This window comes from Hyphomicrobium sp. CS1GBMeth3, assembly GCF_900117455.1.
GTDB lineage: Bacteria > Pseudomonadota > Alphaproteobacteria > Rhizobiales > Hyphomicrobiaceae > Hyphomicrobium_C.
Window position 1 is genome coordinate 559,298 of record NZ_FPHO01000002.1, and the last position, 25,260, is coordinate 584,557.

General features: G+C 63.2%; 23 protein-coding genes and 2 tRNA genes. 10 read left to right on the forward strand and 15 right to left on the reverse strand.

The features are described 5' to 3' along the window. Positions 1-5: 5 nt before the first annotated feature. Both CS1GBM3_RS02690 and CS1GBM3_RS02695 read right to left on the reverse strand, forming a co-directional pair. A complete protein-coding gene (locus CS1GBM3_RS02690) occupies positions 6-779 on the reverse strand; it encodes a YhfC family glutamic-type intramembrane protease (RefSeq protein ID WP_072391048.1) in 774 nt (257 codons plus the stop codon). Between the two features lie 72 nt (positions 780-851). Next, positions 852-1,847, reverse strand: a complete 996-nt coding sequence (locus tag CS1GBM3_RS02695; protein ID WP_072391051.1) for an MBL fold metallo-hydrolase — start codon at positions 1,845-1,847, stop codon at positions 852-854. Between the two features lie 65 nt (positions 1,848-1,912). On the opposite strand from CS1GBM3_RS02695, the gene CS1GBM3_RS02700 reads away from it, so the two are divergent. Beyond that, complete coding sequence (locus CS1GBM3_RS02700) at positions 1,913-2,698, forward strand: helix-turn-helix domain-containing protein (protein ID WP_244534530.1); 786 nt, start codon at positions 1,913-1,915, stop codon at positions 2,696-2,698. 6 nt (positions 2,699-2,704) lie between these two features. Here CS1GBM3_RS02700 and CS1GBM3_RS02705 read toward each other — a convergent pair whose 3' ends face one another. After that, complete coding sequence (locus CS1GBM3_RS02705) at positions 2,705-4,090, reverse strand: AtzE family amidohydrolase (RefSeq protein WP_072393520.1); 1,386 nt, start codon at positions 4,088-4,090, stop codon at positions 2,705-2,707. Next, entirely contained in the window at positions 4,087-4,281 is a 195-nt protein-coding gene (locus CS1GBM3_RS02710) for a DUF4089 domain-containing protein (protein WP_072391057.1), read from the reverse strand. The genes CS1GBM3_RS02705 and CS1GBM3_RS02710 overlap by 4 nt, the downstream gene beginning before the upstream one ends. Before the next feature lie 134 nt (positions 4,282-4,415). Here CS1GBM3_RS02710 and CS1GBM3_RS02715 point away from each other — a divergent pair, with 134 nt between their 5' ends. From CS1GBM3_RS02715 to CS1GBM3_RS02730, 4 genes are all read left to right on the forward strand, one after another. Then, the gene (locus tag CS1GBM3_RS02715; protein WP_072391060.1) at positions 4,416-5,333 is read left to right on the forward strand and encodes a pirin family protein; all 918 of its coding nucleotides are present in this window, start codon (positions 4,416-4,418) and stop codon (positions 5,331-5,333) included. A gap of 92 nt (positions 5,334-5,425) precedes the next feature. Beyond that, positions 5,426-5,803, forward strand: a complete 378-nt coding sequence (locus tag CS1GBM3_RS02720) for a phasin family protein (RefSeq protein ID WP_072393523.1) — start codon at positions 5,426-5,428, stop codon at positions 5,801-5,803. A gap of 266 nt (positions 5,804-6,069) precedes the next feature. Continuing rightward, entirely contained in the window at positions 6,070-7,185 is a 1,116-nt protein-coding gene (locus tag CS1GBM3_RS02725) for a transporter substrate-binding domain-containing protein (RefSeq protein WP_072391063.1), read from the forward strand. Between the two features lie 371 nt (positions 7,186-7,556). Then, a complete protein-coding gene (locus CS1GBM3_RS02730; RefSeq protein ID WP_072391065.1) occupies positions 7,557-8,960 on the forward strand; it encodes a glycosyltransferase family 87 protein in 1,404 nt (467 codons plus the stop codon). Here CS1GBM3_RS02730 and CS1GBM3_RS02735 read toward each other — a convergent pair. The 5 genes from CS1GBM3_RS02735 to CS1GBM3_RS02755 all read right to left on the reverse strand — a co-directional run bounded on the left by CS1GBM3_RS02735 (position 8,929) and on the right by CS1GBM3_RS02755 (position 15,479). Beyond that, positions 8,929-9,999 (reverse strand): SGNH/GDSL hydrolase family protein, encoded by a 1,071-nt coding sequence (locus CS1GBM3_RS02735; protein WP_072391068.1) that lies wholly within the window; start codon positions 9,997-9,999, stop codon positions 8,929-8,931. The genes CS1GBM3_RS02730 and CS1GBM3_RS02735 overlap by 32 nt on opposite strands. Before the next feature lie 206 nt (positions 10,000-10,205). After that, a complete protein-coding gene (locus CS1GBM3_RS02740; protein WP_171946415.1) occupies positions 10,206-11,636 on the reverse strand; it encodes an SDR family NAD(P)-dependent oxidoreductase in 1,431 nt (476 codons plus the stop codon). A 72-nt stretch (positions 11,637-11,708) separates the two neighbouring features. After that, positions 11,709-13,289: an MBOAT family O-acyltransferase gene (locus CS1GBM3_RS02745; RefSeq protein ID WP_072391074.1), complete on the reverse strand. Its 1,581-nt coding sequence runs from the start codon at positions 13,287-13,289 to the stop codon at positions 11,709-11,711. A gap of 25 nt (positions 13,290-13,314) precedes the next feature. Continuing rightward, complete coding sequence (locus CS1GBM3_RS02750) at positions 13,315-13,572, reverse strand: acyl carrier protein (protein WP_072391077.1); 258 nt, start codon at positions 13,570-13,572, stop codon at positions 13,315-13,317. Positions 13,573-13,574: 2 nt separating this feature from the next. Beyond that, positions 13,575-15,479 carry an HAD-IIIC family phosphatase gene (locus tag CS1GBM3_RS02755; RefSeq protein ID WP_072391080.1) on the reverse strand — a complete coding sequence of 635 codons (1,905 nt, stop codon included), beginning with the start codon at positions 15,477-15,479 and terminating at the stop codon, positions 13,575-13,577. A gap of 261 nt (positions 15,480-15,740) precedes the next feature. Between CS1GBM3_RS02755 and CS1GBM3_RS02760 the strand changes: the two genes are divergently transcribed. Both CS1GBM3_RS02760 and CS1GBM3_RS02765 read left to right on the forward strand, forming a co-directional pair. Further along, entirely contained in the window at positions 15,741-17,066 is a 1,326-nt protein-coding gene (locus CS1GBM3_RS02760; protein WP_072391082.1) for a glycosyltransferase family 87 protein, read from the forward strand. A 157-nt stretch (positions 17,067-17,223) separates the two neighbouring features. Continuing rightward, a complete protein-coding gene (locus tag CS1GBM3_RS02765; protein ID WP_244534531.1) occupies positions 17,224-18,792 on the forward strand; it encodes a TerC family protein in 1,569 nt (522 codons plus the stop codon). A gap of 220 nt (positions 18,793-19,012) precedes the next feature. On the opposite strand, the gene CS1GBM3_RS02770 is transcribed toward CS1GBM3_RS02765, so the two are convergent. Next, a tRNA-Gln gene (locus tag CS1GBM3_RS02770) sits at positions 19,013-19,087 on the reverse strand. Positions 19,088-19,309: 222 nt separating this feature from the next. Between CS1GBM3_RS02770 and CS1GBM3_RS02775 the strand changes: the two genes are divergently transcribed. Continuing rightward, positions 19,310-19,386 (forward strand) — tRNA-Pro (locus CS1GBM3_RS02775). Between the two features lie 396 nt (positions 19,387-19,782). On the opposite strand, the gene CS1GBM3_RS02780 is transcribed toward CS1GBM3_RS02775, so the two are convergent. Together CS1GBM3_RS02780 and CS1GBM3_RS02785 are read right to left on the reverse strand one after the other, a co-directional pair. Beyond that, a complete protein-coding gene (locus CS1GBM3_RS02780) occupies positions 19,783-20,769 on the reverse strand; it encodes a FliG C-terminal domain-containing protein (protein ID WP_072391085.1) in 987 nt (328 codons plus the stop codon). Between the two features lie 537 nt (positions 20,770-21,306). Then, positions 21,307-21,543, reverse strand: a complete 237-nt coding sequence (locus tag CS1GBM3_RS02785) for a hypothetical protein (RefSeq protein ID WP_072391088.1) — start codon at positions 21,541-21,543, stop codon at positions 21,307-21,309. Positions 21,544-22,058: 515 nt separating this feature from the next. Here CS1GBM3_RS02785 and CS1GBM3_RS02790 point away from each other — a divergent pair. Continuing rightward, complete coding sequence (locus CS1GBM3_RS02790; RefSeq protein ID WP_072391091.1) at positions 22,059-23,204, forward strand: ceramide glucosyltransferase; 1,146 nt, start codon at positions 22,059-22,061, stop codon at positions 23,202-23,204. Between the two features lie 2 nt (positions 23,205-23,206). Here CS1GBM3_RS02790 and queF read toward each other — a convergent pair whose 3' ends face one another. The 3 genes from queF to queE all read right to left on the reverse strand — a co-directional run bounded on the left by queF (position 23,207) and on the right by queE (position 24,801). Further along, positions 23,207-23,668: a preQ(1) synthase gene (gene queF / locus CS1GBM3_RS02795; protein ID WP_072391094.1), complete on the reverse strand. Its 462-nt coding sequence runs from the start codon at positions 23,666-23,668 to the stop codon at positions 23,207-23,209. Between the two features lie 40 nt (positions 23,669-23,708). Continuing rightward, the gene (locus tag CS1GBM3_RS02800; protein ID WP_072391097.1) at positions 23,709-24,095 is read right to left on the reverse strand and encodes a 6-pyruvoyl trahydropterin synthase family protein; all 387 of its coding nucleotides are present in this window, start codon (positions 24,093-24,095) and stop codon (positions 23,709-23,711) included. A gap of 76 nt (positions 24,096-24,171) precedes the next feature. After that, entirely contained in the window at positions 24,172-24,801 is a 630-nt protein-coding gene (queE, locus tag CS1GBM3_RS02805; RefSeq protein WP_072391100.1) for a 7-carboxy-7-deazaguanine synthase, read from the reverse strand. A 131-nt stretch (positions 24,802-24,932) separates the two neighbouring features. On the opposite strand from queE, the gene CS1GBM3_RS02810 reads away from it, so the two are divergent. Beyond that, positions 24,933-25,154, forward strand: a complete 222-nt coding sequence (locus tag CS1GBM3_RS02810) for a hypothetical protein (RefSeq protein ID WP_072391103.1) — start codon at positions 24,933-24,935, stop codon at positions 25,152-25,154. The last annotated feature ends 106 nt before the right edge of the window (positions 25,155-25,260 follow it).

Sequence of the window (25,260 nt, forward strand, 5' to 3'; positions counted from 1 at the left end):
GCCTCTTAGTGTGGTGTTTCGAAAGAGGCTTGGTCGCGCAGCCGGAAGAGCACGTAGAGCGCGATCGCCGCGATCAGGCCCACGACGATCTCGGCGGCAACCGGTCCGTAGGCCGCGAGGGCCGCGATGCCGGCGGCATTGGCCGCCGCGTGAGCGCCGATGGCAGCGACGAGCCACAACAAGCTGCGCCGGACCACGGCCATCAGCACCACGACAGCCAACGCCATGTGGAAGCACATGGCGAACACCCGCTCGAGTGCGCCGAACAGCGGCACGTAGGCCGGCGTTGCCCAGTAGCGCGCGGCCTCTTCGGCGAGGCTGTGCACCTCGGGGCTCTGGCCAGGCCGCGACGTGGTCGCCGGCATGCCGAGCGCCAGCATGCCGACGAGTTCCGCGCCCATCAGCGCGCCAAGAATGATGGCTTCCATCCCGCCGTGGCCGGCGCCGAACGTCACGGCGTCGTTCCACGTCCGCGCCTTGGGGATGACGTGGCGATAGGCGAAATAGCGTGCGCCCTCCTCGAACAGCCCCGCGGTGAGCGCCAGGATCGCGACGTTCAAAATAGCTGCATAAAGAGGATTTGCGGCGGCTTGCTCGCCTGCAGGCAGAATCAAAGTCTGCAGAAGTGGAATGCGGAGGGCTTGCGCCGCGAGAAACGTAAGCGCACCCACGAGCAGCAAACTCGCCGGCGTGCCGAGACGGCGCACGAGCGTCCAGGCGAGTACGATGGGGAGCGCGATCATCAGCGCAACGGCTGCGGAGACGGTCGTTGCAAGCATGATGATGAGGCACCTCCCGTGCCTTTCACCATAACCCGCATCGATCGGTGTGCAACCGCTCTGGCCGCTGCGTCAGAGATTGAGCTGATAGCTGTGCGGAAGCCAGCGGTATGCTGATTGTCCGTCGCGCTCCAGGTAGCCTACCGACGGAAACGGCATGTGATAGCCGATGATGGGAATGCGGTCGGTTGCGAGCTTGTCGTAGACGCGTTTGCGCGTGATAGCTGCCTGCTCCCTGTCGATGTCGAACACACAATGCCAATCCGGGCGTGCCAGCGAGGCCACCTGATGGTGCGCGCAGTCGCCCCAGAAGTAGATCGCGCGGCCTTCACTCTCGATATGGAAGTTCAGATGGCCCGGCGTGTGGCCATAGGCCTCGACGGCGCGGATGCCGGGCACGACGTCGTCGCCGGGCTTCAGGAACGTGAAACGGTCGGCGACAGGCTTGGTGTTGGTACGGAACACGGCGGCCATGCCCTCGATCTCGCCGGTGTGCTTCCCTTCGGGTGCCCAGAAGTCGTACTCGATCTGGCCGATATAGTAGCGCGCGTTGGGAAAGAGCGGCTTTCCGCCCTCGATCACGCCGCCGACGTGGTCGGGATGACCGTGGCTCAGCACGACGATATCGACGTCTTCCGGCTTGAAGCCCGCTTGCGCGAGATTGGCCGCGAGCCAGCCGCCGTCGGGGCGCTTCACGAAGCCGTTCTCGCCGTTGCCGGTGTCGAACAGGATGAGCTCGCGGCCGGTGTTGACGAGTGTCGGAGAGAAGCCTGGCTGGTAGCGCGCCTCCGGCAGCAGATTGTCGCGCATCAGCTGTTTGACGTCAGGCTCGGTCGCGTTGGCGCCGATGAGTGGGAAGGGGCCGTCGATGAAGACCTCCGAATCCGAGATGGTGGTGATCTCGAAGCTGCCGACCTTGTAGCGCCAGTATTTCGGCTGCCATGCGCCGAGGCTGGGCGCGGCGGCGACCGCCGGCGTCGCAAGGCCGGAGACGAGGGGGGCTGCCGTGAGACTCGCAGCGGTGGCGAGAAAGTTGCGGCGGCTCGGGCGGATGGGGCTTGTCGTCATTGAGGCTTGGGCTCCTGCTTGCTATGCGCAATGTGCTACGATTAGCGCGCTCAAGGGGACCGCACTTGTACGAACGTGCTGCCAGTCCTGATCGAGATGCCGGTGCGCTACTGCCGATCTGGTACGTGGACGCGCGCCGGGCGCTGTTCGTCGGGCCGCTCGGCTACAATGCTCCACACGCGCACAGCGTGCCGGTCTATCTGGCGGGGCTCTATGAACCGTTCCGCCTGCGGATCAACGGCGGGCCGTGGCGGCATTGCCGGACAGCGGCGATCCCGGCAGGCGTGTCCTACGAGTTCGATGTCGCGGGCCAGCCTCTTGCCGTGTTCTACCTCGAACCGAGCGAAGCGGGCGTCGAGGCGCTGGTGCCGCTCGTAGGGGAGGCGGACGAGGCCGACGGCGCGCGCTGCGGGCAAGGCGGTGCGTTCTCGCTGTTCCGTGACCTTTACGAATCCCCCGACGGGGGGGGCGATGCCGGAGCAGCGCTCGACAGCGTGCTCGCCTACTCGAAAGCGTGTGGGCGGCGTGCCTTCGATGCCAGGATTGCCGTGGCGGTGGCCTTGCTCTCGGATCCTGACCGTGCCCTGCCCGTCGGAGAGGCGGCGCGCTTAGCCGGGCTTTCTCCGTCGCGTTTTCAGCATCTCTTTGCGCGCGAAGTTGGCGTGCCGTTCCGCCGCTTCCGGTCATGGCAGCGGCTGCGGCACGCGATCAGTGGCATCGCATCCGGCGCGAGCTTCACCGCTGCTGCGCACGACGCGGGCTTCTTCGATCAGGCGCACTTCGCGCGCACGTTTCGCCAGACGTTCGGCGCGCCTGCGTCGCCCAGCTTGCGCCGCGTGCGGCGCGGGTAGCATCCTTTACGCGCTCTTCGCCAGGCCGGCCGCTTCGAGCGCGGCTGCAACGCGCAGGCAGAGATCCTCGCGCCACGGCGGGGCGATGACCTGGATGCCGTAGGGCATGGCTGCTGCCTCCCGCACGGGCACGGCCGCCACAGGCAGGCCAACGAACGAGATCGGCTGCGTATAGATGCCCATGTGCGCGCGCAGCGGCACGTCCTTGCCGCCGATGGAGATCGTCTTTTGGCCGATGAGCGGGGCGCTCGTCGGCGTTGCCGGCGCGAGGATCACGTCGTAGCGGCTGAATGTCTCCGCCATGAGGTCTTCGAACACGCGGCGAAAGCGTTGCGCGGCGACGTACCATGACGCGGGCAACAGGGCTCCGGCGAGGAACCGGTCGCGTGTGTCGGGGTCAAAGTCCGCCGGACGCCGGCGCAGCCGCTCAAGGTGCAAAGCGCTGCCCTCGGCGTTGGTGATCAGGAAGGCCGAGGCGCGCGCTTCGGCAGCGCGTGGGATGTCGATCGCGTCGCTGACGTCGAGGGCCTGGGCGGCGCGGTCGAGCGCGGCGAGTGCGCCCGGTTCCGCGTCGGCGCGGAAGTAGCCGGTGGCGACCGCGATGCGCAGGCCGTCGTGGCCTTTCGCGATTTCACGCGTGACGTGCTCGACGGGGCGGCGCGCGCAAACGGGATCCGAGGCGTCGTGGCCCTGCAGCACGTCGTAGACGAGGCCGAGGTCTGCCACCGAGCGTGCGAACGGGCCCAGGTGGTCGAGGCTGTCGCAGAACGGGAACGTGCCCGTGCGCGGCAGGCGGCCGTACGTGGGCTTCAGGCCGTAAAGTCCGCAAAAGGCTGCCGGTACGCGGATCGAGCCGTTGGTATCGGAGCCGAGCGCGATCGGCACGAAGCCGGCTGCCACGGCGGCCGCCGAGCCGCCGGACGAGCCGCCGGTCATGCGCGTCGTGTCGAGCGGGTTGTGCGAGGGGCCGTAGTGCGCGTTCTCGCCGGTGAAATCGTAGGCGTACTCACCCATGTTGAGGGCGCCGAGCAACACCGCGCCGGCAGCCCGCATGCGTTCGATCAGTAGCGCGTCGTCTGTCGCGCGAGGACCGGCGGCATTGATCTTCGAGCCGGCCCGCGTGGGGAGTCCGGCGACGGCGTAAAGGTTCTTGACCGCGTACGGCACGCCCGCGAGCGGCCCGAGCTGTTGGCCTTCGGCCCGGGCGCGGTCGATGGCCCGTGCTTCGGCGAGCGCGCGCTCGCGCGTGATGTCGGTGAACGCGTTGATGTCGCCGTCGCGCGCGTCGATGTCGGCGAGCGCAGCACGCGCGAGGTCTTCGGCTGACACATCGCCGCGTGCGACGGCGCGTGCGATCTCAGCCGCACCGTTTGGACGTATGGTCGTTGTCATTCCGTCGACCATGGCGTGAAGACGGGTGCGGCTTCGGTGGCGGCGGCCGCGCCGGTGCCTTCGACGAGTGCGGCCATGTTACGCGCAACCTCGAAGAAGGCAGCGACGTTCGGCTTCCATTCGGGCGCGATGCTGAGACCGAGCCCAGCCGCTGCCGCATCTATCCAGGTCGATGTGTCTTCCGTCGCCATGCCGTGTCGTCCTTGCACTGCACCTCGTGAATTCCGATCTACCGTAGTAGCCGGCAGGGGACTGACAAGAGGGAACTTTGGCGCGTTGCACGACGACTCGCTATGTTGTCATCGCACATGAGCAGGAGGACCTAATGAGCTGGCAGCCTTGTGATGATCCCAAGCCAGGCGACCCGGCCTCTTGCGACGCGATCGAGCATATCATCGTGCCCCGCGCGCGTGACCTCGGCGGGTTTGAGGTTCGTCGTGCGCTGCCGGCGTCCGAGACGCAGATGGTCGGTCCTTTTATCTTTTTCGACCAGATGGGGCCGGCCGAGTTTCTGATCGGAAATGGCATTGACGTGCGCCCGCATCCGCACATCGGACTGGCGACGGTCACTTATCTGTTCGCCGGTGAGCTGATGCACCGCGACAGCCTCGGCACTGAGCTCGCCATCAGGCCGGGGGAATTGAACCTGATGTCTGCCGGGCGCGGCATCGTGCACTCGGAGCGCTCGAGCGTCGAGGCGCGGCAGACGGGGTCTCGGCTGTTCGGCATTCAGGCGTGGGCAGCCTTGCCCCAAACGCACGAGGAGGCCCCGCCGGACTTTGCGCATTACAGCTCGACGGAGCTGCCGCGCATCATGGGCGAGGGCAAGACCGTGCGCCTCATCATGGGCTCGCTCTACGGCGCGCAGTCGCCGGCGCGCTTTCCGCACGACTGTTTCTATGCCGAGGCGGTGCTGGCTCCCGGAGCCGTGCTGCCGCTCGACCCCGAGCACGACGAACGGGCGATCTACATCGTTTCGGGGGAGATCGACATCGCCGGGCAGACGTTCTCGCCCGGGCGCTTGCTCGTATTCCGGCCCGGCGACCGCATTTCGATCCTTGCTAACTCCATGGCGCGGCTGATGCTGGTCGGGGGCGAGCCGATGGACGGTCCGCGGCACATCTGGTGGAATTTCGTTTCTTCATCAAACGACCGTATCGCCGCCGCAAAGGCCGACTGGAAAGCGCGGCGATTCTCGCCGGTGCCGGCTGACGGTGAGGAGTTCATTCCGTTACCTGAATGATTTACGGCCTCGGCGCCGAAGAATGGCATATGCGCCGGCCGCAATAGGCGCTACCAATAGGACGCCGTGGAGCCATAAAGCCGGAGATGCTCATGTCCCAGAATCCGTTCGAAATCCCCCAGCAGGTGCGCGATCTCGCTGAGAAGAACGTTGATCAGGCTCGCGTAGCCTACGGCCAGTTCATCGACGCGATGACTCAGGCGATGAGCTTCTGGACCAAGTCGTTACCCCCCAACGATATGTCGGCTGGGTTCCGAGCAGTGCAGGATCGCGCCACGAAGTTCGCCAAGCAGAACGCCGAGGCGGCATTTGGGCTGGCGAGCGATCTTGCGAGCGCCAAGGACATCCAGGAGATTCTCGCGCACCAGAGCCGGTTCGCGCAGCAGCAGATGCAAGCCTATGCCTTGCAGGCACAGGAGCTGGGACGGCTCGTGGCCGAGGCCATGCAGAACCTGCAGCCGAGGAAGTAGTTCGACGAAGGGCACATCGCGGGCGCCCGCCGCGGCGCTGCGCGGGTGTGCTGTGCAACTATCGAAAAGTCGTCTCTTGCCTTAACGGAGCGTGTACTTCGCGCGCGCTCGGCAATTGCGGCGATATCGCCCCCTATACATTGCTCGATCACCAGCGAGCCGTCCGGATCCGACGACAGACGGTTTGCGATATCAATGTTGCGAGGGTTGGCTGATCAGTCCGATCGGGCTAAACGCCACCGAGTCCCTAGCTCGGAGGCATGCACATGCAGATTTGCACCCTTCGCGCGGCATGCATTGCCATTGTCGCACTTCTCGCCTTAGGCGCTTCAGCCCCGACAGAGGCCCAGCAAACCGGACAGAGCTCGCCACCGACCAAGCCGGACACCCTCAGGGTCGGGCTCTATGTCAGTCCGCCCTTCGTGATGAAGGATGGCGGGCGCTATACCGGAATGGCTATAGAGCTTTGGGAAATGCTCGCTCAAAAGCTTGTCCTCCACTTTGACTATGTGGAGTTCGGTACGGTTGGCGAGATCGCAGATGCTGCGGCCGAGGGTACGATCGATGTCGCGGTCACAAACCTGACCATTACGCGATCACGCGCTCAACGCATCGATTTCACCCATCCCTGGTTCGATGCGGGCCTGCGCGTCATGGTCAATAGCGACCAGAGCACGAGTTTCGGCGACGTCTTTACAGGTCTCGAGCAGTCCGGCCACCTGCGCGCCTACGCTTGGATCGCTGCCGTGATCCTCTTTGCTACGGTCTTGCTTACGGCCATCGACCGGCATTTCGATCGGGACTTTCCGCGCCGGTGGCGCGACGGCATCGGTGAGAGCTTCTATACGGTGATGTCGGTTGCCACGTCGGGAAAGCCTCCGGCGCGCAAGAATCTCTTCGGTTGGATCGGCCGCATTTGGCAGGGGATCTGGCTCGTCAGCGGGGTAGCGGTGCTCGCCTACGCCACGTCCTCCGTGACGAGCGTGATGACTACCCTCGCGATGAGCAACCAGATCAACAGCGTTGCGGACCTGGATGGGCGGCGCGTGGGCGTTTTCACCGGGTCCGTGGCGGAGAGCTACGCCCGTGAGTCCGACCTCGACGGCCGTGCCTTTCCCAACATCGAAAAGGCGGTGGCGGCGCTGCTCGAGGGACGCATCGCGGCGGTGATCGGCGACGCCCCCGTGCTCGAGTATCACGCTCATACGTCTCCACATCTGCCCGTCGCGGTCGTGGGGGCGATCTTCGAGCCGGACAAGTACGGCTTCGGGCTGCCAAGGGGCAGCGCGTTAACGCGGCCCTTCACCGTAGAACTGATCGGCGCTCACGAAAGCGGTATGATCGAGCAGATCCGCAGGAAATACTTCGGTGAGGCGTCGTGACGGTGCGGTGGAGCAGGGCCGTGTGTTTGTGCCAGTCGGTCGGGTGGGGAGGGGCTCCTTACCTAAAGGTTTAACATCAACGTTGTGTGGGCATTTTTCTTTTCATTAGCAAATTGGTCTGATTAGATTCGGAGAGGGTACGCCGCAAACCATATCCCTCCGTATAGTTTCGCTTGTCCGCAATGACTAATTGAATGAGCCGCATTTTGAACCTCGAATGGACTTTGCCGGGCTGTCTTTCGGTCAATCGATTCACGCTACTGCTCCTCGCCTCATAGGGGCATGGAGGGCTGTTCGTTCTGCCATGCCGCTGCACCAAGTTGGACCATCTCAGATCACGTTAGACATATTACAGAGGTTTTCTCACCGAGATGGCGATCGCGAAGACTGAAGCTCCGGCGTCGAAATCGGGCACCGCGTGCCTGCGATGCGTGCTCGTGTTCCTCGCGGCGGTCGCCGCGTCGCTCATCCTTGTAAGTGTCGTCGATCAGGTGTCCTGGGCGCAGAGAGGCTACGAAGCCTCGGTTTACAACGGCAGCACGCTGCGTTCGTGGAGGGAGCTTGCGAGGCCGGCCTACCCGAGGGATGACTCGTGGCTGCCGATGATCGAGGCTCTGGAGGTGGCTCGGTCTCCGGACGGCGATCGTTTGTACGAGAAGGTGTTCTTCGACGACAAGGTCAAGTTCCAGTATCCGCCGACGAGCCTCGTCTACCTCGTCGCCCTCGAGCCGTTAGGACTGACCTCGGTCGATGCGCTCAATGCCATCAATGCCGCGCTGTTCGCGGCAACCTGCGCGGCGTTCGCTTATCTGGTTCTTGTTCTGCTGCAACCCGCGTCGACACAAAGTATGTCGTTGCGCTCCTGGGCCGTCGCGCTGGCGCTCATGCTGGCGGCGTTATTCTACTACCCGGCGATGCGATCGCTCGAAATCGGCCAGATCCAGGTCTGGATCAATGCGCTCTTCACGTTCGCCTGCATTGCGTGGCTGCGCGGCGCGAGACCGACAGCCGGAGCGCTGCTGGGATTAGCTGCAACCATGAAGCCGCAACTCGGTATCTTTCTGGTTTGGGCCATGCTGTGGAGGGAATGGGGGTTCCTGCGCGGCTTTCTCGCAGCCGGACTCCCCGTCGGGATCATGTCCCTGCTTTTGTTCGGCGTTCACAATCACATCACCTACCTCAACGTGCTGTCGTTTCTCGCGGAGCGCGGGGAAGCCTTCTTCGCCAATCATTCGGTCAACGGCCTCATGCACCGGGCGCTTGGCAACGGGGACAATCTGGGGTTCCACGACCACGTGTTCCCGCCGGCAGATACGCGTGTGATCAGCATGACTTTCGTCTCGAGCCTGGCGTTCCTGGCCATCGCGCTGGTGCCCGCGTTGATCGAAGGAGGACGGCGGCGGCCTGACCTCATCGAGGTCGCGATCACGGCGCTGTGCGCGACCATCGCTTCGCCGGTTGCCTGGGAGCACCACTACGGAATCATGCTGCCCATGTCCGGGATTGCCTTGGGGCTGCTCTGTTCCGAGCCCGGCCAGCGGGCAGCGCTCGTGTGGCTGGCTGCGAGTTGGATGATCGCGACCAATTATCTGCCCGTCGCGAACCACCTTAGCGATACGTGGCTCAATTTCGTCCAGTCGTATCTGCTGTTTGCGGCCCTCATTCTCCTGGGCCTACTCCTCTACCTGCGCAGAGTAGGCGTGAGGAGTGAGATCACGCTGCCGCGCGATCAAGCCGTCGCGGCTACGGCTCCGCCTTCGCGAGCAGGTTTTTGATCTCCTCCGACCATGCCGTCGCGCCTTTGACGTTCAAGTGCTCGAGATCGCCGAAATGATCGGCGGGCCTTGAGTAAACCACGTCCCCCAGCACGTGAAAGTTGGGATGACGCTTCGCGATGGCGGCCAGCAGGCTTTTGAAGGAGGCCACGACCTCGGGAGACATGTGCTCGAACGTGGCGGGGTTGAGCGGCGGCGTCACGAAGTAGACATCGGCGTCGTTGTCGCGCAGCAGCGTGAGCACGCGGTCCAGATAGTCCATCATGATCGGGGAGGGCGTGAACTTCCTTTGCTCTGCGTCGTCGGCAATGGCGTTTGAAGCGAGGCTCGTGCCGAAGTAGTGGTGGCCACGATCTCGCAGTGTCGCGTCGATCTCGCGCTCGTTGCGGCCTCTGCGTCCCACAAAATGCGCGTTTATCATCGCTGGTGTGTAGTAGGGCGGGAAGCTGATGCGGTAGCTGAAGTTCCGCACTATGTCGAGAAGCGTGCCGACACGGGTGTCGTGATAGATCAGCGGATCCTGTACCCGCAGCGAGGTCTTTCTGACCTCTTCCATTTCGTCGAAATCCAGAAAACCGAATTGCGCCGTTCGCTCCCAATAGACCTGGTTTCGCGAAATATCGATCGGAAGGAATGAGATCAGCGCCCGCTTCAGGGGAGCGGGACATGCCAGCGCGCGACGCGCAGTGTAATAGTTCTCGATCTGGGTGCCGCCGCCGAGGGCAAGATTTGTGACGTTGTCGCCCATGGTCGCCGGGATGAGGCCTGCCATGGCGCGGGAGTCGCCTAGAATGATCGTGTCGCCCTGATCGCATTCTTTCACGATCTGCATCTTGGCCGTCCACATCGCCCATTCGGGGTCCATGAACCACATGCGGCCGTAGGCAGCCCAAGGCCAGGCCGCGCCGAAGATCAGCGCCACCATCAGGCCTGTGGCTATGAAGAAATTGCGGAGCGAATAGGCAAAAGGTTGCGTGAGGCGGTCGGCCGGTGCCTTTGGTACCGGATCAACGACATCATTCAGGAGTGACTTGTCCAATCTGGTGCCCCGACTATGTCCAGCCCCGCAACAATGCCGCGTCATGCAGCCTAAGTGGTGTTAAAGCAATTTTGAAGCCAAGCGTCGGTGAAACCGCGATAATTGTTTTTGCTAAGGTTTATCATGGCTGTGGCTTTCGCCGCGGCAGCCTCATCCATTTGAGCTCCCGGCTTCTCAATTCTACCATTGAACAGCGGCGGTTCATTTCAGGGCTCGGCGCGCAGCAGAGGCAGGATCACGGCCACCGGGTCCTCCGTCTGAAGGGGTAGGACCGTTGCGGTCTGGTCGGTCAAGACGCGTGGAATGCGAGGAGCCGAGATCGATATCCCTGTGGTCGAAGCGAGCTCGGCGGCCAGGATTTCGCCCGCGGCTTTTGCCATGGCGTATTCCGCCATTCCCTTTGGCCGCTCTTCGATGAACGCAGTCGACGGGTAGAGGATTGCGTGCGGTTTCTCTGTCGTGTGGACGAGCGCCCATCTTAGGAGCCGTGCGAAGCCGTCCACGTAGACCGCCGCGAACGCGTCGAAGCGTTCTTTGGTGTAGGGTTGGGTGGCCTGGTGTGCAATCCGGGGCGTGGCAAAATAATAAAGGTGCGTGAGTGTGGGCGGCAGCTCGGCGAGCTGTGCATCGAAATCGCCGAGCACATTGCAGCGCAGTGTGCTTGCGGCAGCCTCGCCGCGCCCCGCGCAGATTTCCTCTGCGATGGCATCCGCGTCGTCCCGGCCCGTGGCGTAGGTCAGGTAGACCTGTGCGCCTCCTGCGGCCAGCAGCTTCGCCGTGACGGCGCCCAGCCCGCGCGAACCGCCGATCACGAGGGCTTTGCGCTGCGAGAACTCGTCCTTCGCGACTATTCCGCTCAAGGCCGCAATGGACGGCGGCTCGACAGGCTCGGCGCGCATGAAGGCCTGGACCTGGCCGGCGATGCCGCAGCCGAGAACCTTCATCGTGACGAGGCGGAAGCGGTCGTCTGTCCGCACGGTCTGCCAGCGGATGCCGCGCGGGCTGGCGTCTTCGTCGACAAAATCCACGGCCAGGCTCGAGAAGATCGAATGGAGCCCAGGGCAGATCATGCCGACGAGAGTCGATAGCCGAGCCAGCGCTTCCACGCGCGCCGTGCCAAGGGCCTGCGAAAGCGCGGGAAACATCGCGGCGGCGTTGCTTCCGTCGCTCAACGGGATCCATCCCGCCCCATCTGCCATGTGCGGAAAGGCTGGCGCCAGCGGCGCATCGCCGAGCGTCCAGCCCTGTGCGTCTGGGCCGTCCCACGGCGGCGTCGCAGGGCGCGCGCCAAACTTCACGTCGATGATGGTCGTCACAACTCCAACCGACGTGAGCTCTACTTTGATCGCCTGCTCGGTGCGCCGTGCGAGGCGAACCTCGACGCCGGAGTCGAGATACATGAATTTCGGGAATTGAATCTTGAGCGACGCCGCCTGCGAGAAAGCGGGCTCTGCCGCAACAATTTTTTCGAGCGCCCAGAGCGCGCCGTGAACGCCATGAACCACCGGCGCGCCGGCTTGCGTGCGGCGTGCGGCGCAGGCGTCGACGTGAATCGGATTGTAGTCCCCCGACAGACGCGCAAACGCCAACTGGTCCGCTGCGCTGAAGGTTCGGGCCGCTGACACCTCGTGGCTCACGGGCTCGCCCCTGCATTCGACTGCGTGATCGGCTCCCGATTCATGCGCGCCCACGTTAACCCGCGGTTGATCTCAGAATTGGAAGTACAGAAATTCGGTCGCCCCGGCGAGATACATCACCGAGAGGCCGGCAGCGGTTCCGAGCGAGAGGCCCCAGGCAAGGTTGGGCTTCCATTGCAGGCGTTCAGGGAGATCCGTGGAGACACGGCCGATGATGGGGCCGTACTTGGCAAAAAGCTCGCCCGAGTTCGGAGCGAAGAAGGCGATGACGGAGCAGGTCAGAAGCAGGACTGCGGTCGACGGTGCGAGCAGCGTCGTCGTGATGAGATGGATGGTGTAGGTGTCCTCCGGCGGGAGCGTTCCATACATCATACCGCGCAGCCCGACCATCCCACCAAGCAGCCCCAAAGCCGTCGCGACGTACGGCGCGCGGAAGAACACTTGCGACACGAGCACGGCTATGTACGTAAGAGTCTGGCTCGCGACGGTCCCAATCAAAGCGAGGGAGGGGTTTTGTTTCTTCTTGTCGAACTTCGGACCGAAAATCCGCCACGCGTGGTTTACGGTGAGATAGAAGCCGTGCAGCACGCCGAATATGACGAATGTCCAGCCGGCGCCATGCCACACGCCGGCTAGAAACATGGTCGCCAATGTCGGAAAGCCCACCAGCAGCAGAAACCCTTCTAGGGTGGCGGCGCCCTTGGCGGCGATTGGCTTTCCTGCGGCGGCGCGCTTCCGGGTCACCCAGAGCGCCATAGGGTTATAGAGGTAGAGCGTCAGGTAGCGCGTAAGCGTCATGTGCCAGCGCTGCCAGAAGGCGATGATGTTCGTTGCCTTGTAAGGCGAGTTGAAGTTCGCCGGGAAGCGAATGCCAAACATGCGCGCCTGGCCGATCGCCATGTCCGAATAGCCCGAGAAATCGAAGTAAAGCTGCATCGAATAGGAAAGCGCCGCTATCCAGGCCGGCACGAAGCCGATTTCGGAGCCGTGCGTGAACCCGACGCCCGTGATCGGCGCCAGCTGGTCGGCAATAAGCACCTTCTTAGCCAGTCCGACGATGAAAATGCCGAGACCGACGGCGATGTTCTCCGCCTTGTACTTGTAGGTGTCGGGGTTCTCGAACTGCGGCATCATCTCGCGGTGATGCAGGATCGGCCCAGCGATGAGGTGGGGAAAGAAGGTTACGAAAAGTGCGTAGTCGAGCAGGCGTCGTCCTCTGGCGATGCCGGTCTTGCAGTCGATCAGATAGCCCATCTGCGTGAACGTGAAGAACGAGATGCCGAGAGGCAGCAGGATACCCCCGGCGTCGAAATCGATGTTGATGCCGATCCGGCTGAGGTTGGCGAGAACGAAGCCGACGTACTTGTAGTAGAAGAGGAGCGAGAGGTTGGCGACGATGGCAAGCGTGAGAACGATGGTCTGAATGCGGTTGTTGCGCTCGAAATGCTGCAGCAGCAGGCCGAAGATGTAGTTGGCGAGGATGGATCCGGCGAGCAGCGTTACGAAGAGCGGGTTCCACCATCCGTAGAACACGAACGACATAAGGACCAGCCAGCCCGCTGCCAGGCGATTGCTGGACTTGCCAAGGTAATAGTACCCAACCACGGAGATGGGCAAAAACGCGAATATAAACGCGAATGAATTGAATAACATGCACAGCCCTTGAAGGAGGCAACGATTATGCGGATACGCCCTTGGCTGTCTTCTTTTCGATCAAGTGCACGAACTCGCCGACGTTCTTCAGCCCCTCGATCTCGGCGGTCTGGAACTTTATTTTGAAGTGCTCCTCGGCGGCGACGAGGATGTTGATGTGATTAAACGAGTCCCATCGATCGATGTCGTCGGCCGTCGTATGCATCGTCAGCTGGATGCTGTCGTCGTCAAACGTTTCGCGAAAGATGTCAGTCAAGCCCGAAAGGATTTCTGCGTCGGTCACGGTCAGCCTTCCACGATCTGGATAAAGGTTTCCTTGGAGACGAAATCGCCGAGCGGGAGGTGCCAGCGTGTTGCGCCATCCTCGCCGTTCTCGAACAGCTTAAAGCCGAGCTTTCCGTAGTGCTCGCGAACCATGCCATTCTTCGCGGTTGGGATGTACTGGCCGACGATGCTCTCTGCGCCGAGCCGCTGAGCTTCCGCGGCGACAAGATTGAGCGTCGCCTCCTCTACCTGGCGCCCCAGCACACGGCAGCTCATCAGCCAGGTCTCGATTTGCATGTCGCGCACGCTTTCGTCGTTGAGCCTGCCGATAACGACGCCGATGATGCCGTTATCGCCGAATGCGTCCGTCAGCCGTAGCTGAAGTGTCATCGACTTCGGATCGTTCATAAACGCTGCCACGTCGCTTTGCGAATACCGACGCGTGGTCAGGTTAAATTGGTTGGTCTTGTTGATGAGCTGGACGATGCGTTGCAGGCCGATGCTGTCGAAGTGGCGCCATTCGAGCCGCATATCGAGGCTCTTGAGGTACGAGACGAGATCTGTCGATGATTGGCGGAGCTGCTCGCGTTGCAGGTTGCCCTGATACTGGGCTGACCGTGCGATGTCGTCGTTCGTGATCCGCAAGGCTTCGAAAGAGCCGGAGTTCGAGATGCAGCGGCCATAGAGCGCCGGATCCTCCGGCAGCTCCGGCACGGGCACCATGGGAAGCTCCCGACGCACGAACTCTCGCTCGAACGGGTTGTCGTCGGCGAAAACAAGCGAATCGATGCCGATGTTGAGGGTCTTCGCGATCGTGCGCAGGTTGGACGGCTTGTCCTGCCAGTTGGCGACAAAGCAGGCGATGTCTTGCCGGCGGAGAACCATGTCGGGATGCTTCTCGAACGGCGCGAGCGCGTTCGCCTCGTCGTTCTTCGAGCACACTGCGAGAATGATGCCGCGCCGCGACAGCTCCTTGGCGTAGTGCTGAAACGCGACGAAGGCCTCGCCAAGCGCGCTGCCCTGGCCGAGGACGATCCCTTCAAGCCCGTCGTCGCCGATGACGCCGCCCCACAGCGTATTGTCGAGGTCGAGAACGAGGCATTTCGCGGAGCGCCCCTGTTGGGCGGCGAGCAGGCGCGCGACGAGGTCGCCGTAGCCCGGAGCGGCTTTGGGCGAAATCTCCTGCTTGGCGCGATGCCAGAGCATGGGGTCGTGCCAGGCGAAGAGGCCGTCGTCGGATATGCTGCTGTCCAGGGCGAGGATATCCACGCCTTCAGCATCGGCGGCCTCGCGCATCCGGTAATTCAACGCATCGATCAGCGCGCGCTGCGAGCCGGCCAGCCTATGCTCGTTGCTGCCGAGCAGCGGTGACGCGAGGGGCAGGACGGTTTGCTGAATGACCTGTCCCTGGCACGCGTCGAGCGCCAGGCGCCAGAGCGCGCGCAGCCGCTCTATCGCAGCGTCGATCGCGCCGCGTGCCGCCGCCGTATCGGCTGCCGCGTTGGGGGCCCCCAAAAGGCTAGCGGCATCGAGCGAAAGCAGTATCGCGGTCGGCCGAAAGGCGTAAAGCGCGGAATCGGGATCGTTGAGCTCCTGGACGTACTGGCCATAGTCACCAACGTGGGTCGTGAGGTGCAGGCCGCGGCGGAGCGCGCCGACGCGCAGGCCCGGCAGCAGGTGATCGACCGTCGAGCCGCCGAGGACGGCAAGGCGGACCGGCTTGGTGGCGATGCCGGCGGCCGGCGGCTCGCTCCCGAACAACCGAAGCAGGACCCGATCGAGCCGGTTGGTGCGAAGGAAGTCGATCCGGGAGTTGGCGAGCGCCCGCAGGCTATCCCAGGACGCGGCGTCAGGCCGGTCTATTGCCTGTAATGCCGGTAGCCAGTCCGGTCGTTCCGGCAGCCAATGGAAATCATTCGTCAGCATTGTGTGCCGCACTGCAAGCAGTTCAATTCATTCATCTGGCAGGGCTATAAAAACCGTCGGCAATCGCCGCTCCGTTTTGCAGTATGTATTATCGCATTGCGGAACAGCCGGTGAAAATATAACCAAATGGGTAAAGGTCAGCGTATCGCACGCAACTTTACCATGCCCTATTTGATGCTTTGCCTAGTGTCGCAAATATCTGTTGAATCAATTTCAGCGGCAAAACGCTGAGCCGCGCGGATGATGCTCAAGGGGGATTAGATGAGCGGGAGCCTTCTGGCGTTGGTCCTGCTCGTGCAGCTGGGAGGGCTTCTCGCGGGGATCGCGCTTTTACGCTCTCCGGGCCTCGCCCTTCGCTCTCCTCGGACCAACGTAGCCGTGGCAACCGTCATCTCGGCTGCAATGGCGGCGTTCGTGTTCGCGGTTTCAGAACCCGGCTTGCTGTTCAACGATTTCCGCAAGGCGTACTACCCGGCCGGTCAAGTGATCCTCGAGCAGCCGGGCGCGCTTGCACCGCTCATCGACAGCATCTCGTTCGTCAATCTTCCGATCGTTGCCTATCTGTTCGCGCCCTTCGGTATTCTGCCGTTCAAGGGGGCGGCTATTGCCTTCTTGCTGCTTGGCTTCGCCATGTCGCTGTGGGCCTGGAAGCTTCTGGCTCTCGAAGCCAGGCTGGAGCACCGCCAGCAGTGGCTCCTGCTCTTCCTGTTCGCCGCCAATGGACCGCTCCTCTATTCGGCAAAGGAAGGCAATACAAGTCATATGGTGCTGCTCGGGCTGGTCGCCGGGCTCATCTACCTCCGGCGTCAGCGAGATATTGCCGCCGGCGTGGTGCTCGGGGTATGCGCGCTCATCAAGCTGCCGCTTCTCATCTTCGGCGCCTACTTCGTCTTGCGGCGGAACTGGCGGGCCGTCGCGGGCTTTTCCGGCGTCCTTGCGTTGTCCGGGCTGCTCTCGATCCTGATCTTCGGGTGGGAGCTCAATCAGCGCTGGTTCGAGCTGTGCGTGCTGCAGTTCGGCAGCAACCCCATCGGCGCCTTCAACGTGCAATCGATCCCGAGCTTCCTCATACGCCTGGATGCCGGCCCGGAGGTTCTTCGCGACTGGTCCGCGGTGGAGATCGCTCCGCTGCAGAGGTTCGTTGGCACGGGGCTGGTGCTGCTGATGGCTCTTGCTGCCATCGCCGTCTGCGCGAGACTGTCGGACGCCGAGAACGAGCCTCGGCCTCAAGAACTAGTCGCACTCGAGTACGCCTTGGTGGTCGTCCTGTCGGTAGTTTCGAGCCCCATGTCCTGGTCGCACTACTATTGCTGGCTTCTCGTCCCGATCGCGCTGTTTCTCAGCCCCAGCTCCGCCGTAGCAGCGACGCCGCTTGCCCGCCGTGTGATATGGGCGGCCATTTTCCTGATCTCGCCCGCGGTCGTGCTGCTGTCGTTTGAAACGCCGGCCATCGAGACCCTTTACGTCAAGGTCTTGCTCTCGCACCTTTTGGCCGGGGGATTGATCGTCTACGGGATCTTGATCTGGGCGCTCGCGCGAGCCGAGCCCAGACACGTCCACAGCGGCGTGGCGAGAGTAATTCATTGATTGCCAGTTCGGGGCGGCGCGGTCTCTTTTCCGCCTCGGAATTCCCTAGGGATGCTTGCTGGCCGGATTTCGCGCCAATTCGCCACGACCCACTCGACATTCCATCGCAGTCCATCCAGGACTCCCTCCCTGCGTTCTGAACGGAAGGCGGCGGCACGTGTCGCCGAATGGCAACGTGCTGTTTGAATGGATGTACGATCCTGCGGCCTGGGCGGGCGTAGCGACGCTGGTCTTGCTCGAGATCGTCCTCGGAATAGACAATCTCGTCTTCATCGCGATCCTGGCGGACAAGCTGCCGCCCGAGCAGCGGGAGCGCGCCAGGTTCATCGGACTGTCGCTCGCGCTGCTGATGCGGCTCGCGCTCCTGGCCTCCATCGCCTGGATCGTCACGCTCACATATCCGCTCTTCACGATTCTCGGATCGGAGATCTCCTGGCGCGACGTCATTCTGATTCTCGGCGGCGCGTTCCTGCTGTTCAAAGGCACCATGGAGCTGCACGAGCGCCTTGAGGGCGCGCACGCCAAGAAGGCGAGCACCGGGCATCATGCCGTCTTCTGGCAAGTCATCGCGCAGATCGTCGTGCTCGATGCGGTGTTCTCGCTCGACAGCGTGATCACGGCCGTCGGCATGGTGAACGAAGTCTCGATCATGGTGATCGCGGTCACCATCGCGATCGGCGTCATGATGGTTGCGAGCGGGCCGCTCATGGCATTCGTGAGCCGCCACCCGACTGTGGTCATCCTCTGCCTGGGCTTCCTCCTGATGATCGGCTTCAGCCTCATCGTGGAAGGCTTTGGCGTGCACATCCCGAAGGGCTACCTCTACGCCGCCATCGGCTTCTCGATCCTGATCGAGGCCGCCAATCAGATGGGGCGTCGCAACGTCGTCAAACGGGTGACGACGACCGATCTCAGGCTGCGCACGGCGCAAGCCGTTCTGCGCATCCTGGGCGGAGCCCGCGGCCACCAGACCTCGGAGGAAGTTGCGGCGATCATCTCGACGGCCGGCGATGAGACCGCCTTCAGCTCGGAGGAGCGCTCGATGATCGAGCGCGTGCTGACGCTTGCGCAGCGGCCTGTGCGCTCCATCATGGTGCCGCGCGTGGACGTGATCTGGCTGGATGCCGGCGACGGTCGCGACACGGTTCTTGCCGAGATTCGGCAGAGCGGACGGTCGAGATTTCCGGTCTGCCGAGGCGATGTCGATACCGTGCTCGGCATCGTGCATGCGAAGGACCTGCTCGCGCAGGCCGAGGGCGCGTTCGACCTGGCTGGAGCTACCCGCCAGCCGCTCTACGTTTCCGAATCCATGCCGGTTCTCAAACTGCTCGAGCAGTTCAAGACATCGCCGATCCATATGGCGATCGTGCTCGACGAGTACGGGACGTTCGAAGGCATCGTGACGCCGACCGACATCCTGGCCATGATCGCCGGCGACCTACCTGAGATTGCCGGCGAAGAGATCCCCATGGTTGACCAACGCGCCGACGGTGCGTGGCTCCTCGACGGCAGATTGCCGATCGACGAGCTGGAGCGGGCACTCGATACCACGGGCATACAGGCGGAGGCCGCAGACTACACCACTCTCGGAGGCTTCGTCCTCGCGCAGCTCGGCCGCTTGCCAGAGGCAGGGGACACCTTCACGTGGGGCGACTGGCGGTTCGAGGTGGTCGGGCTCGATGGGCACCGAGTGGATAAGGTCCTCGCAGCTCCGCTGGCATCTTGAGCTGTCGGCCGCGCTTTCTCGTCGATTCCAGTCGTCCGCCGGAAGACGACCGCGAGCGAAGCTTTGGAGGCGCTCGGAGAGCGAGCGCCAGCGCGCCACACCACATCCGCTCCGACCCCGAGCCGGGCCTTTTCCAGAGTTGGGCGACAACCGAGGACGTGCGCGTAAGCGGGGCCACCCTCAAGAGTGGACGAACTTTCCGCTAAGTTATTGAAATGATTGGCTGGGACGGGAGGGTTCGAACCTCCGAATGGCGGAATCAAAATCCGCTGCCTTACCACTTGGCTACGTCCCATCGGCCGATCCGCCCGCAGTCGGGGGGGTGGCGATAGGCGCCGCACCATAATGAGGGCGGGGCTCTATCGCAATCCTCGTTCTCCGCCTTCTCCCCGGGTGACAAAATCAGTCGCGGCCGGCTTGCCCTGTCCGGGGGCTGTCGCTATAAAGCCGCCTCGCGCTTCGGCCCCTCTCGGCAGCCGCGGCGCTTTTCAACGACGTCGAGGACATTACGGTCGGGCGGAGCGTAGCGCAGCCTGGTAGCGCACTTGCTTCGGGAGCAAGGGGTCGGGAGTTCGAATCTCCCCGCTCCGACCAATGTCCTCTCAATGGGCTAGGCCGGTTTTCCTGACGGCTATTTCGACTCTGTTTTCTCCCGTCCATTTCGACTCGTGCCGTCTTCGTTCAGGCAACCTGGCTCTCGATCCAGGCCCGACGCCGTCTCGCGGCAGCGGTACGCTGCGCTTCCGTTTTCTTCACGTAGAGAAGGACGTCGAGCGCGCGGAGCGGGCGATGGAAGCGGAGCACGGCGGCGAGCTAAATCCGACCTCCGCTATCCATAAGGGTGAACCTGGACGTTGGCGTTCTTGTCTCTGGAGGCGCCGACGTTGCGGAGTGGTGTCAAATGGGCTGATACGGCCGTCAGAGCGGTGACCATCCTCTGCCGTCCCTCGGCCAGCATGCGCGCGTCGCTAACGCGTCTATACGGGCCGCTTAGTCGGGCCCATCGCTTTCCCCCTCGTGTTGGATCTCGATATCGCCACGTTCGAGCATCACCAACGCCGCGTCGGCGATGACTCGCTGTGCCTTTTGAATCTCCTTTGGCTTGGGCGAGACGCCGTTTTCGAGTTCGGATTTGATCACTCGTTGGGCGCGCGCAGGAAGAGCGGCAAGGATTCGATCCGTCAGGTGGGAGGGGATCCCAACAAGGGCATGGATGATAGTATCCGGCTGCATCGCATCGAATACGGTAGTGAGGGATTGATCGGTCAGCCTGTCGAGGTCAAGGAACGTGAAGAGCTGTTGGCGAATAAGCTCGGCGTCCTTTTCGTTGTGGGCCGCGATGCTACCTACGCTTTCCTCCATCATTTTGCGGTCCATCTTGTTGATGATGTGCGCAAGCCGCGTGTGCGGAGATTGGTCTGAATTGTTTCGCCTGTTCAAAAGCACGTCTTGTACGAGTGATATTTCAAGGAGGACGAGGGGGCGCTCTTCTACGGGCCTCAGCGCCAACATCCGTTGAACCACAACATTGGCCTCCTTGCGTGGAAACTGCGCGAGGAGATGGGCGGCTGTTGGCAACTCGGCACGTGACAAAACCAGGGCGACAACCTGCGGATGTTCGTTTTGCAGATACTTAGCAAGCACCGCGTCCGGGATCTTAGCGAGCTGCTGCCAGACAGCATGGGCGGATTTGGTGCCGGTTTGCGAAAGCAATGCTTCGATTTGCTCTGAACTCAGGACGCCTTCCAGAAGATCATGGATCTTTTTAGCGTTCGCCGTGAGATCGACCCCGCCTTTGATGTCATCGGCGAACACCTCGATTAGTTTGTCGACGGCTTCGCGCGATATAGACCCCAGATCATTGATGGCCTGGACAATGACTTTCACTTCATCTTCATCGAAGAATTTCAGAACGCGGCCTGCCGTCTCCTTGTTCAATGCAAGGAGTATTGCCGCGGCCTTGGACGTACCAGTCATATTCTTCAGGGCGTCCGAAGCTGTCTGGATATCGCCTTTCGACAGGATTATGCTCCGCGGCGGGCAATTGTCCTCTTGCGAAATACCGAATCATAGATGCCCGCGTGTCATACGAGCATGGACCCAACAACGTCCGTGAGCGGAAATTTTCGGCATGAGCCAGTTATGCCCCGCTAAAGCCTGCAGCCACTTTCGTCCGAGTGCCAAGGTACCTTCTGCTATCCTTCTCTTACGGGTGACACTGCGCGCGAAACCCCGCTAGGTATGACTCAAAATCGTGACTTCCCATGATTCCAATTTGAGCGCTTACTCGACCACATTCCTTTGTTTTCAATGACATATTGCATTGGTACGTGCCGAAAAAGCCGGACCAGCTGCGGGCTGTCCGGCTTCTCTCTCCTGGCAGACTGAACAGCGCTATTTTTTCGATTTCGCTACCGTTCTCGTTGGCGTCGCGGACTTCTTTTCCGCGCTCTCCAACGCGTCGTTGTCGCCACTTGATGACCACGAAGGAGCGGGGCAGCTACTCCCATCCCATCACGCGGCGATAGCCCGCCGTGCCTTCATCACGGTGCGCCAGGGCATGAAGGGGCGGATCTCGGTCACTTGGCCATCAGCCAAGCGGGCGAGGGGCCATGAGCCATCCTCGCAGTCGGTCACGGTCGCAGCGATCCACCGCTCGACGAGTGTTTCGCCGCTCTCGGCTGCGCGCCATACGCGGTACTTGATCTCGATGATGTCGCCTGGCTCGAGCGTGTTTGGGCTTGCTGTCATTCCCCTGCCGCTCCTCTTTTGTTGATCCAGATTCGCGCGCACGCTAGCTGCCCAACATCTCAGTTTCTTGGCATCTTCCGGGCAAGAATGAGGGACGTGCGCATTCGGTTTCTTCTCAATTTGCGCATTGCTCTTCGGCGTGCGCGATAACGCGGGGGGTCTTCTGCCAAATGTGCCGGCGATACGGCGCGGCGGCGCCAACATTGCGGATATGTGACATGCGCGCGCGGCGAAATGGCGCCTATTTCAAAGCACATCGCACGTTGACGCGGCTCCGTTGAAGACTGTTAGAGTATGGATGTCTCGGCTCGATGCTTGGGGCAAACTTCTCCCGCTGACTTGGAAGGGGGCGCTTCGGCGTCCCCTTTTTTTTATCGTCTCGCGGGGGTTGCGCGCTGACGATCCGATCAAAGAATTTCCGTCGTCATTGTGTCGTCGGCGCGTCATCAGCCTGTTACATGAATCCGTGATGGACTCCCGTTTATGGCGCTTGGCGAGGAGGCCAGTAGCAAGTCATGGAATGGGCTGCCCTGGTCGTTCTGGCGCTGACGACACTCGTTCATTTGGCTTCCGCAGCGCTCACGCTGCGGCGCGTCCGCAGCCGTGCCGTCGCGGCGCCCGCACCGTGCGGAGACGCGCTGCCCCCGGTGACCGTAATCCGGCCGGTGTGTGGTCTCGACCCCTTCGATGAGCTGACGCTGCGCAGCACGTTCAAACTCGCCCATCCGCGGCTCGAGCTTCTCTTCTGCTCGGCGCGCGAGCGCGACGCGGCCGTGGCGCTCGTTCGCCGCCTGATCGCGGAGCATCCGCATGTCGATGCGCGTCTCTTGATCGGCGACGACAAGAGCACGCCGAACCCGAAGCTCAACAACGTCATCAAGGGATGGAATGAGGCGCGTCACGGCTGGATCGTGATTGCCGACAGCAACGTTCTGATGCCGCCGGATTATGTCGGGCGCCTGTTCCAATCCATGCACGACGACACGGGCTTGGTGTGCTCGCCGCCGATCGGCAGCCGGCCGCTGGGTTTCTGGGCCGAGGTCGAATGTGCCTTCCTCAACACCTATCAAGCGCGCTGGCAGCTTGCGGCGGACACGGTTGGGCTCGGGTTCGCGCAGGGCAAGTCGATGCTGTGGCGGCGTGAGGTGCTCGACGCGGCAGGCGGCATCCGCGCGCTCGGGATCGAGATCGCCGAGGACGCCGCAGCGACGAAGGTGGTGCGCAGCGCGGGCTTGCGCGTGCGGCTCGTCGATGCGCCGTTCGAGCAGCCGCTGGGTCACCGCAGCCGGCGGCAGGTGATCGACCGGCAGGTCCGCTGGGCGCGGCTGCGGCGGGCGACGTTCCCGCTCTGCTACGCGCCGGAGGTGCTGACGGGCAGCGTGGTGCCGATGTGCGCTGCCGCCGTTGCAGCGCCGCTTGTCGATCTCGACGGCGCGGTCGCGGCCGGTCTCGTCGCAGCGATGTGGCTTGGCGCCGAGGCGCTGCTCGCCAAGGCCGCGGGCTGGCACCTGAGCCTCGCGTCGCCGCTGGCGTGGCTCGTTCGCGACGTGGCGTTGCCGGTCGTCTGGCTCAAGGGCTGGATCGGTGACGGCTTCAACTGGCGCGGCAACGACATGACGGTCGCCGAGCCGGCTGCGGCGGCCGAGCAGGGGCAGGCGTAGCGCTAGCCGCGTCCGCGGTAGGGCGCGACGCCCTGATCGGGCAACCAGATGCCCGCAGGCAGCTTGCCGGTCTGCCAGAAGACGTCGATCGGGATACCTCCGCGCGGATACCAGTAGCCGCCGATGCGCAGGAACTTCGGTTCGAGCAAGGTCGCGATGCGCTTGCCGATGGCGACCGTGCAGTCCTCGTGGAAGGCGCCGTGGTTGCGGAACGAGGCGAGGTAAAGCTTCAGCGACTTGCTTTCGACGAGCCAGTCGCCGGGCACGTAGTCGATGACGAGATGGGCAAAGTCGGGCTGGCCCGTCACCGGGCATAGCGAGGTGAACTCCGGCGCCGTGAAGCGCGCGACGTAGTCCGTGTCGGCGTGCGGGTTCGCGACGCGCTCGAGCACGGCCTTGTCGGGGCTTTCGGGGAGTTGCGAGGCGCCCCCGAGGAGTGTGACGCCCGTGATTTCGCGACCCATGCCGTCCTCCGCAAATTCCGCTGACGTTATTCGGCTGACACTATTCCGCTGCCTGGCGCTTGCCGTGCAGGCTGCCGGTATAGATGCAGCCCTCGTGGCAGCTGTCGCGCGTCACGTGAATTTCGGCAAGGCCCGGCACGCGGTTCTGCAGACGGTTCCAAAGCCACATGGAGATGCGCTCGAGCGTCGGCAGCGCGAGGCCTTCGACCTCGTTCAGGAGGCGGTGATCGAGCGCGTCGTGGGCCTCAGAGATGGCCTTCGCTAGGTCGTCGAAATGGAAGACGAGACCGGTGTCGGGGTTGGGCTCGCCGTCGATGACGATGCGCGCGCGAAATGAATGGCCATGGATCCGGGAGTTCGGATGGCCGGGAGGAGCGGACGGCAGGAAGTGCGCCGCCTCGAACAGAAATTCTTTGTAGATGCGCATGGGGGCTCACATAGGGGATTTCGCCGCCCAGCGCCAGAGAGCGGGCGCACTGGCCGCCGGCGGGCCCTTCGACGCGTTAAGGAATGCCGATGTGCTTATGGGTCTGCACCGACAGGCGCCATTCGGGATGGGCCTTCACGTAAGCCACCGCCGCGGTCGTGTTGCGGGCCAGATCGGGGCCGTCCATGGGGCTCAGGAAGCGGCGCGGGAAGTCGAGGGCGAGCAGGCTTTCGGGCGCCAGGCCCGCCTGCGGGAAGACCAGCTTCAATTCGTCGCCCTGCGTCTGACGCAGCTCGGAGCCCGCCTTGGGGCTGACGCAGATCCAGTCGAGGCCGGCGGGCAGGGGGAGCGTGCCGTTGGTCTCGATGGCAACGGTAAATCCGTGGCTGTGCAACGCATCAAGCAACGCGGCGTCGACCTGGAGGGCCGGCTCGCCGCCGGTCAGCACGACGAAGCGCTCGGCGTCGCCGCCCTGCCAAGCGCCTGTCACGGCCGCGGCGAGAGCGGGGGCGTCGGTGAACTTGCCGCCGCCGGGGCCGTCCACCCCCACAAAATCAGTGTCGCAGAAGCGGCAGTCGGCCTGCTCTCGGTCGGCTTCCCGCCCGGACCACAGATTGCAGCCGGCAAAGCGGCAAAACACGGCCGCGCGGCCTGCGTTCGCGCCTTCGCCCTGGAGCGTGTAGAATACCTCTTTGACGGCGTACATGGCACGATCCCTAGGCAGCCGCAGCCGGCTGTCAAGCGGCACGCGGTCGCCGGCAAGGGGCTTGGGGGGACGGAACCGCGGGGTCGCGCAGTGGGTATCTCCTCTGACGACGCGCAACGGCGAGGACGACCATGCAATGTTCGGTATGCGGAGCTGAGGCGGAGGATCTCACCTCCGGCGACTTCGACGGGCTGGTTGTACGCTGCAAGCGGTGCGGCGAGTATGAGATCGCGGATGCCGCCGTGAACGGGTTCCTGAGGCTCGACTACGACGCGCGTGTCGCCGCTCTTGAAAAGGCGAGGGAGGTCGCTAGCCAGGGGGCACGGCCGGCGATCACGGCAGGCTCACTCTGAGCTATGCCGTCGGCGCTTCGCGGCCAGCGTCAATCCAATCTCTGGACGTTGCACGATGCGGCCGGTATCCATGAGGCTCGCGGAGGCTAGGCGCGAGAGATCTTCT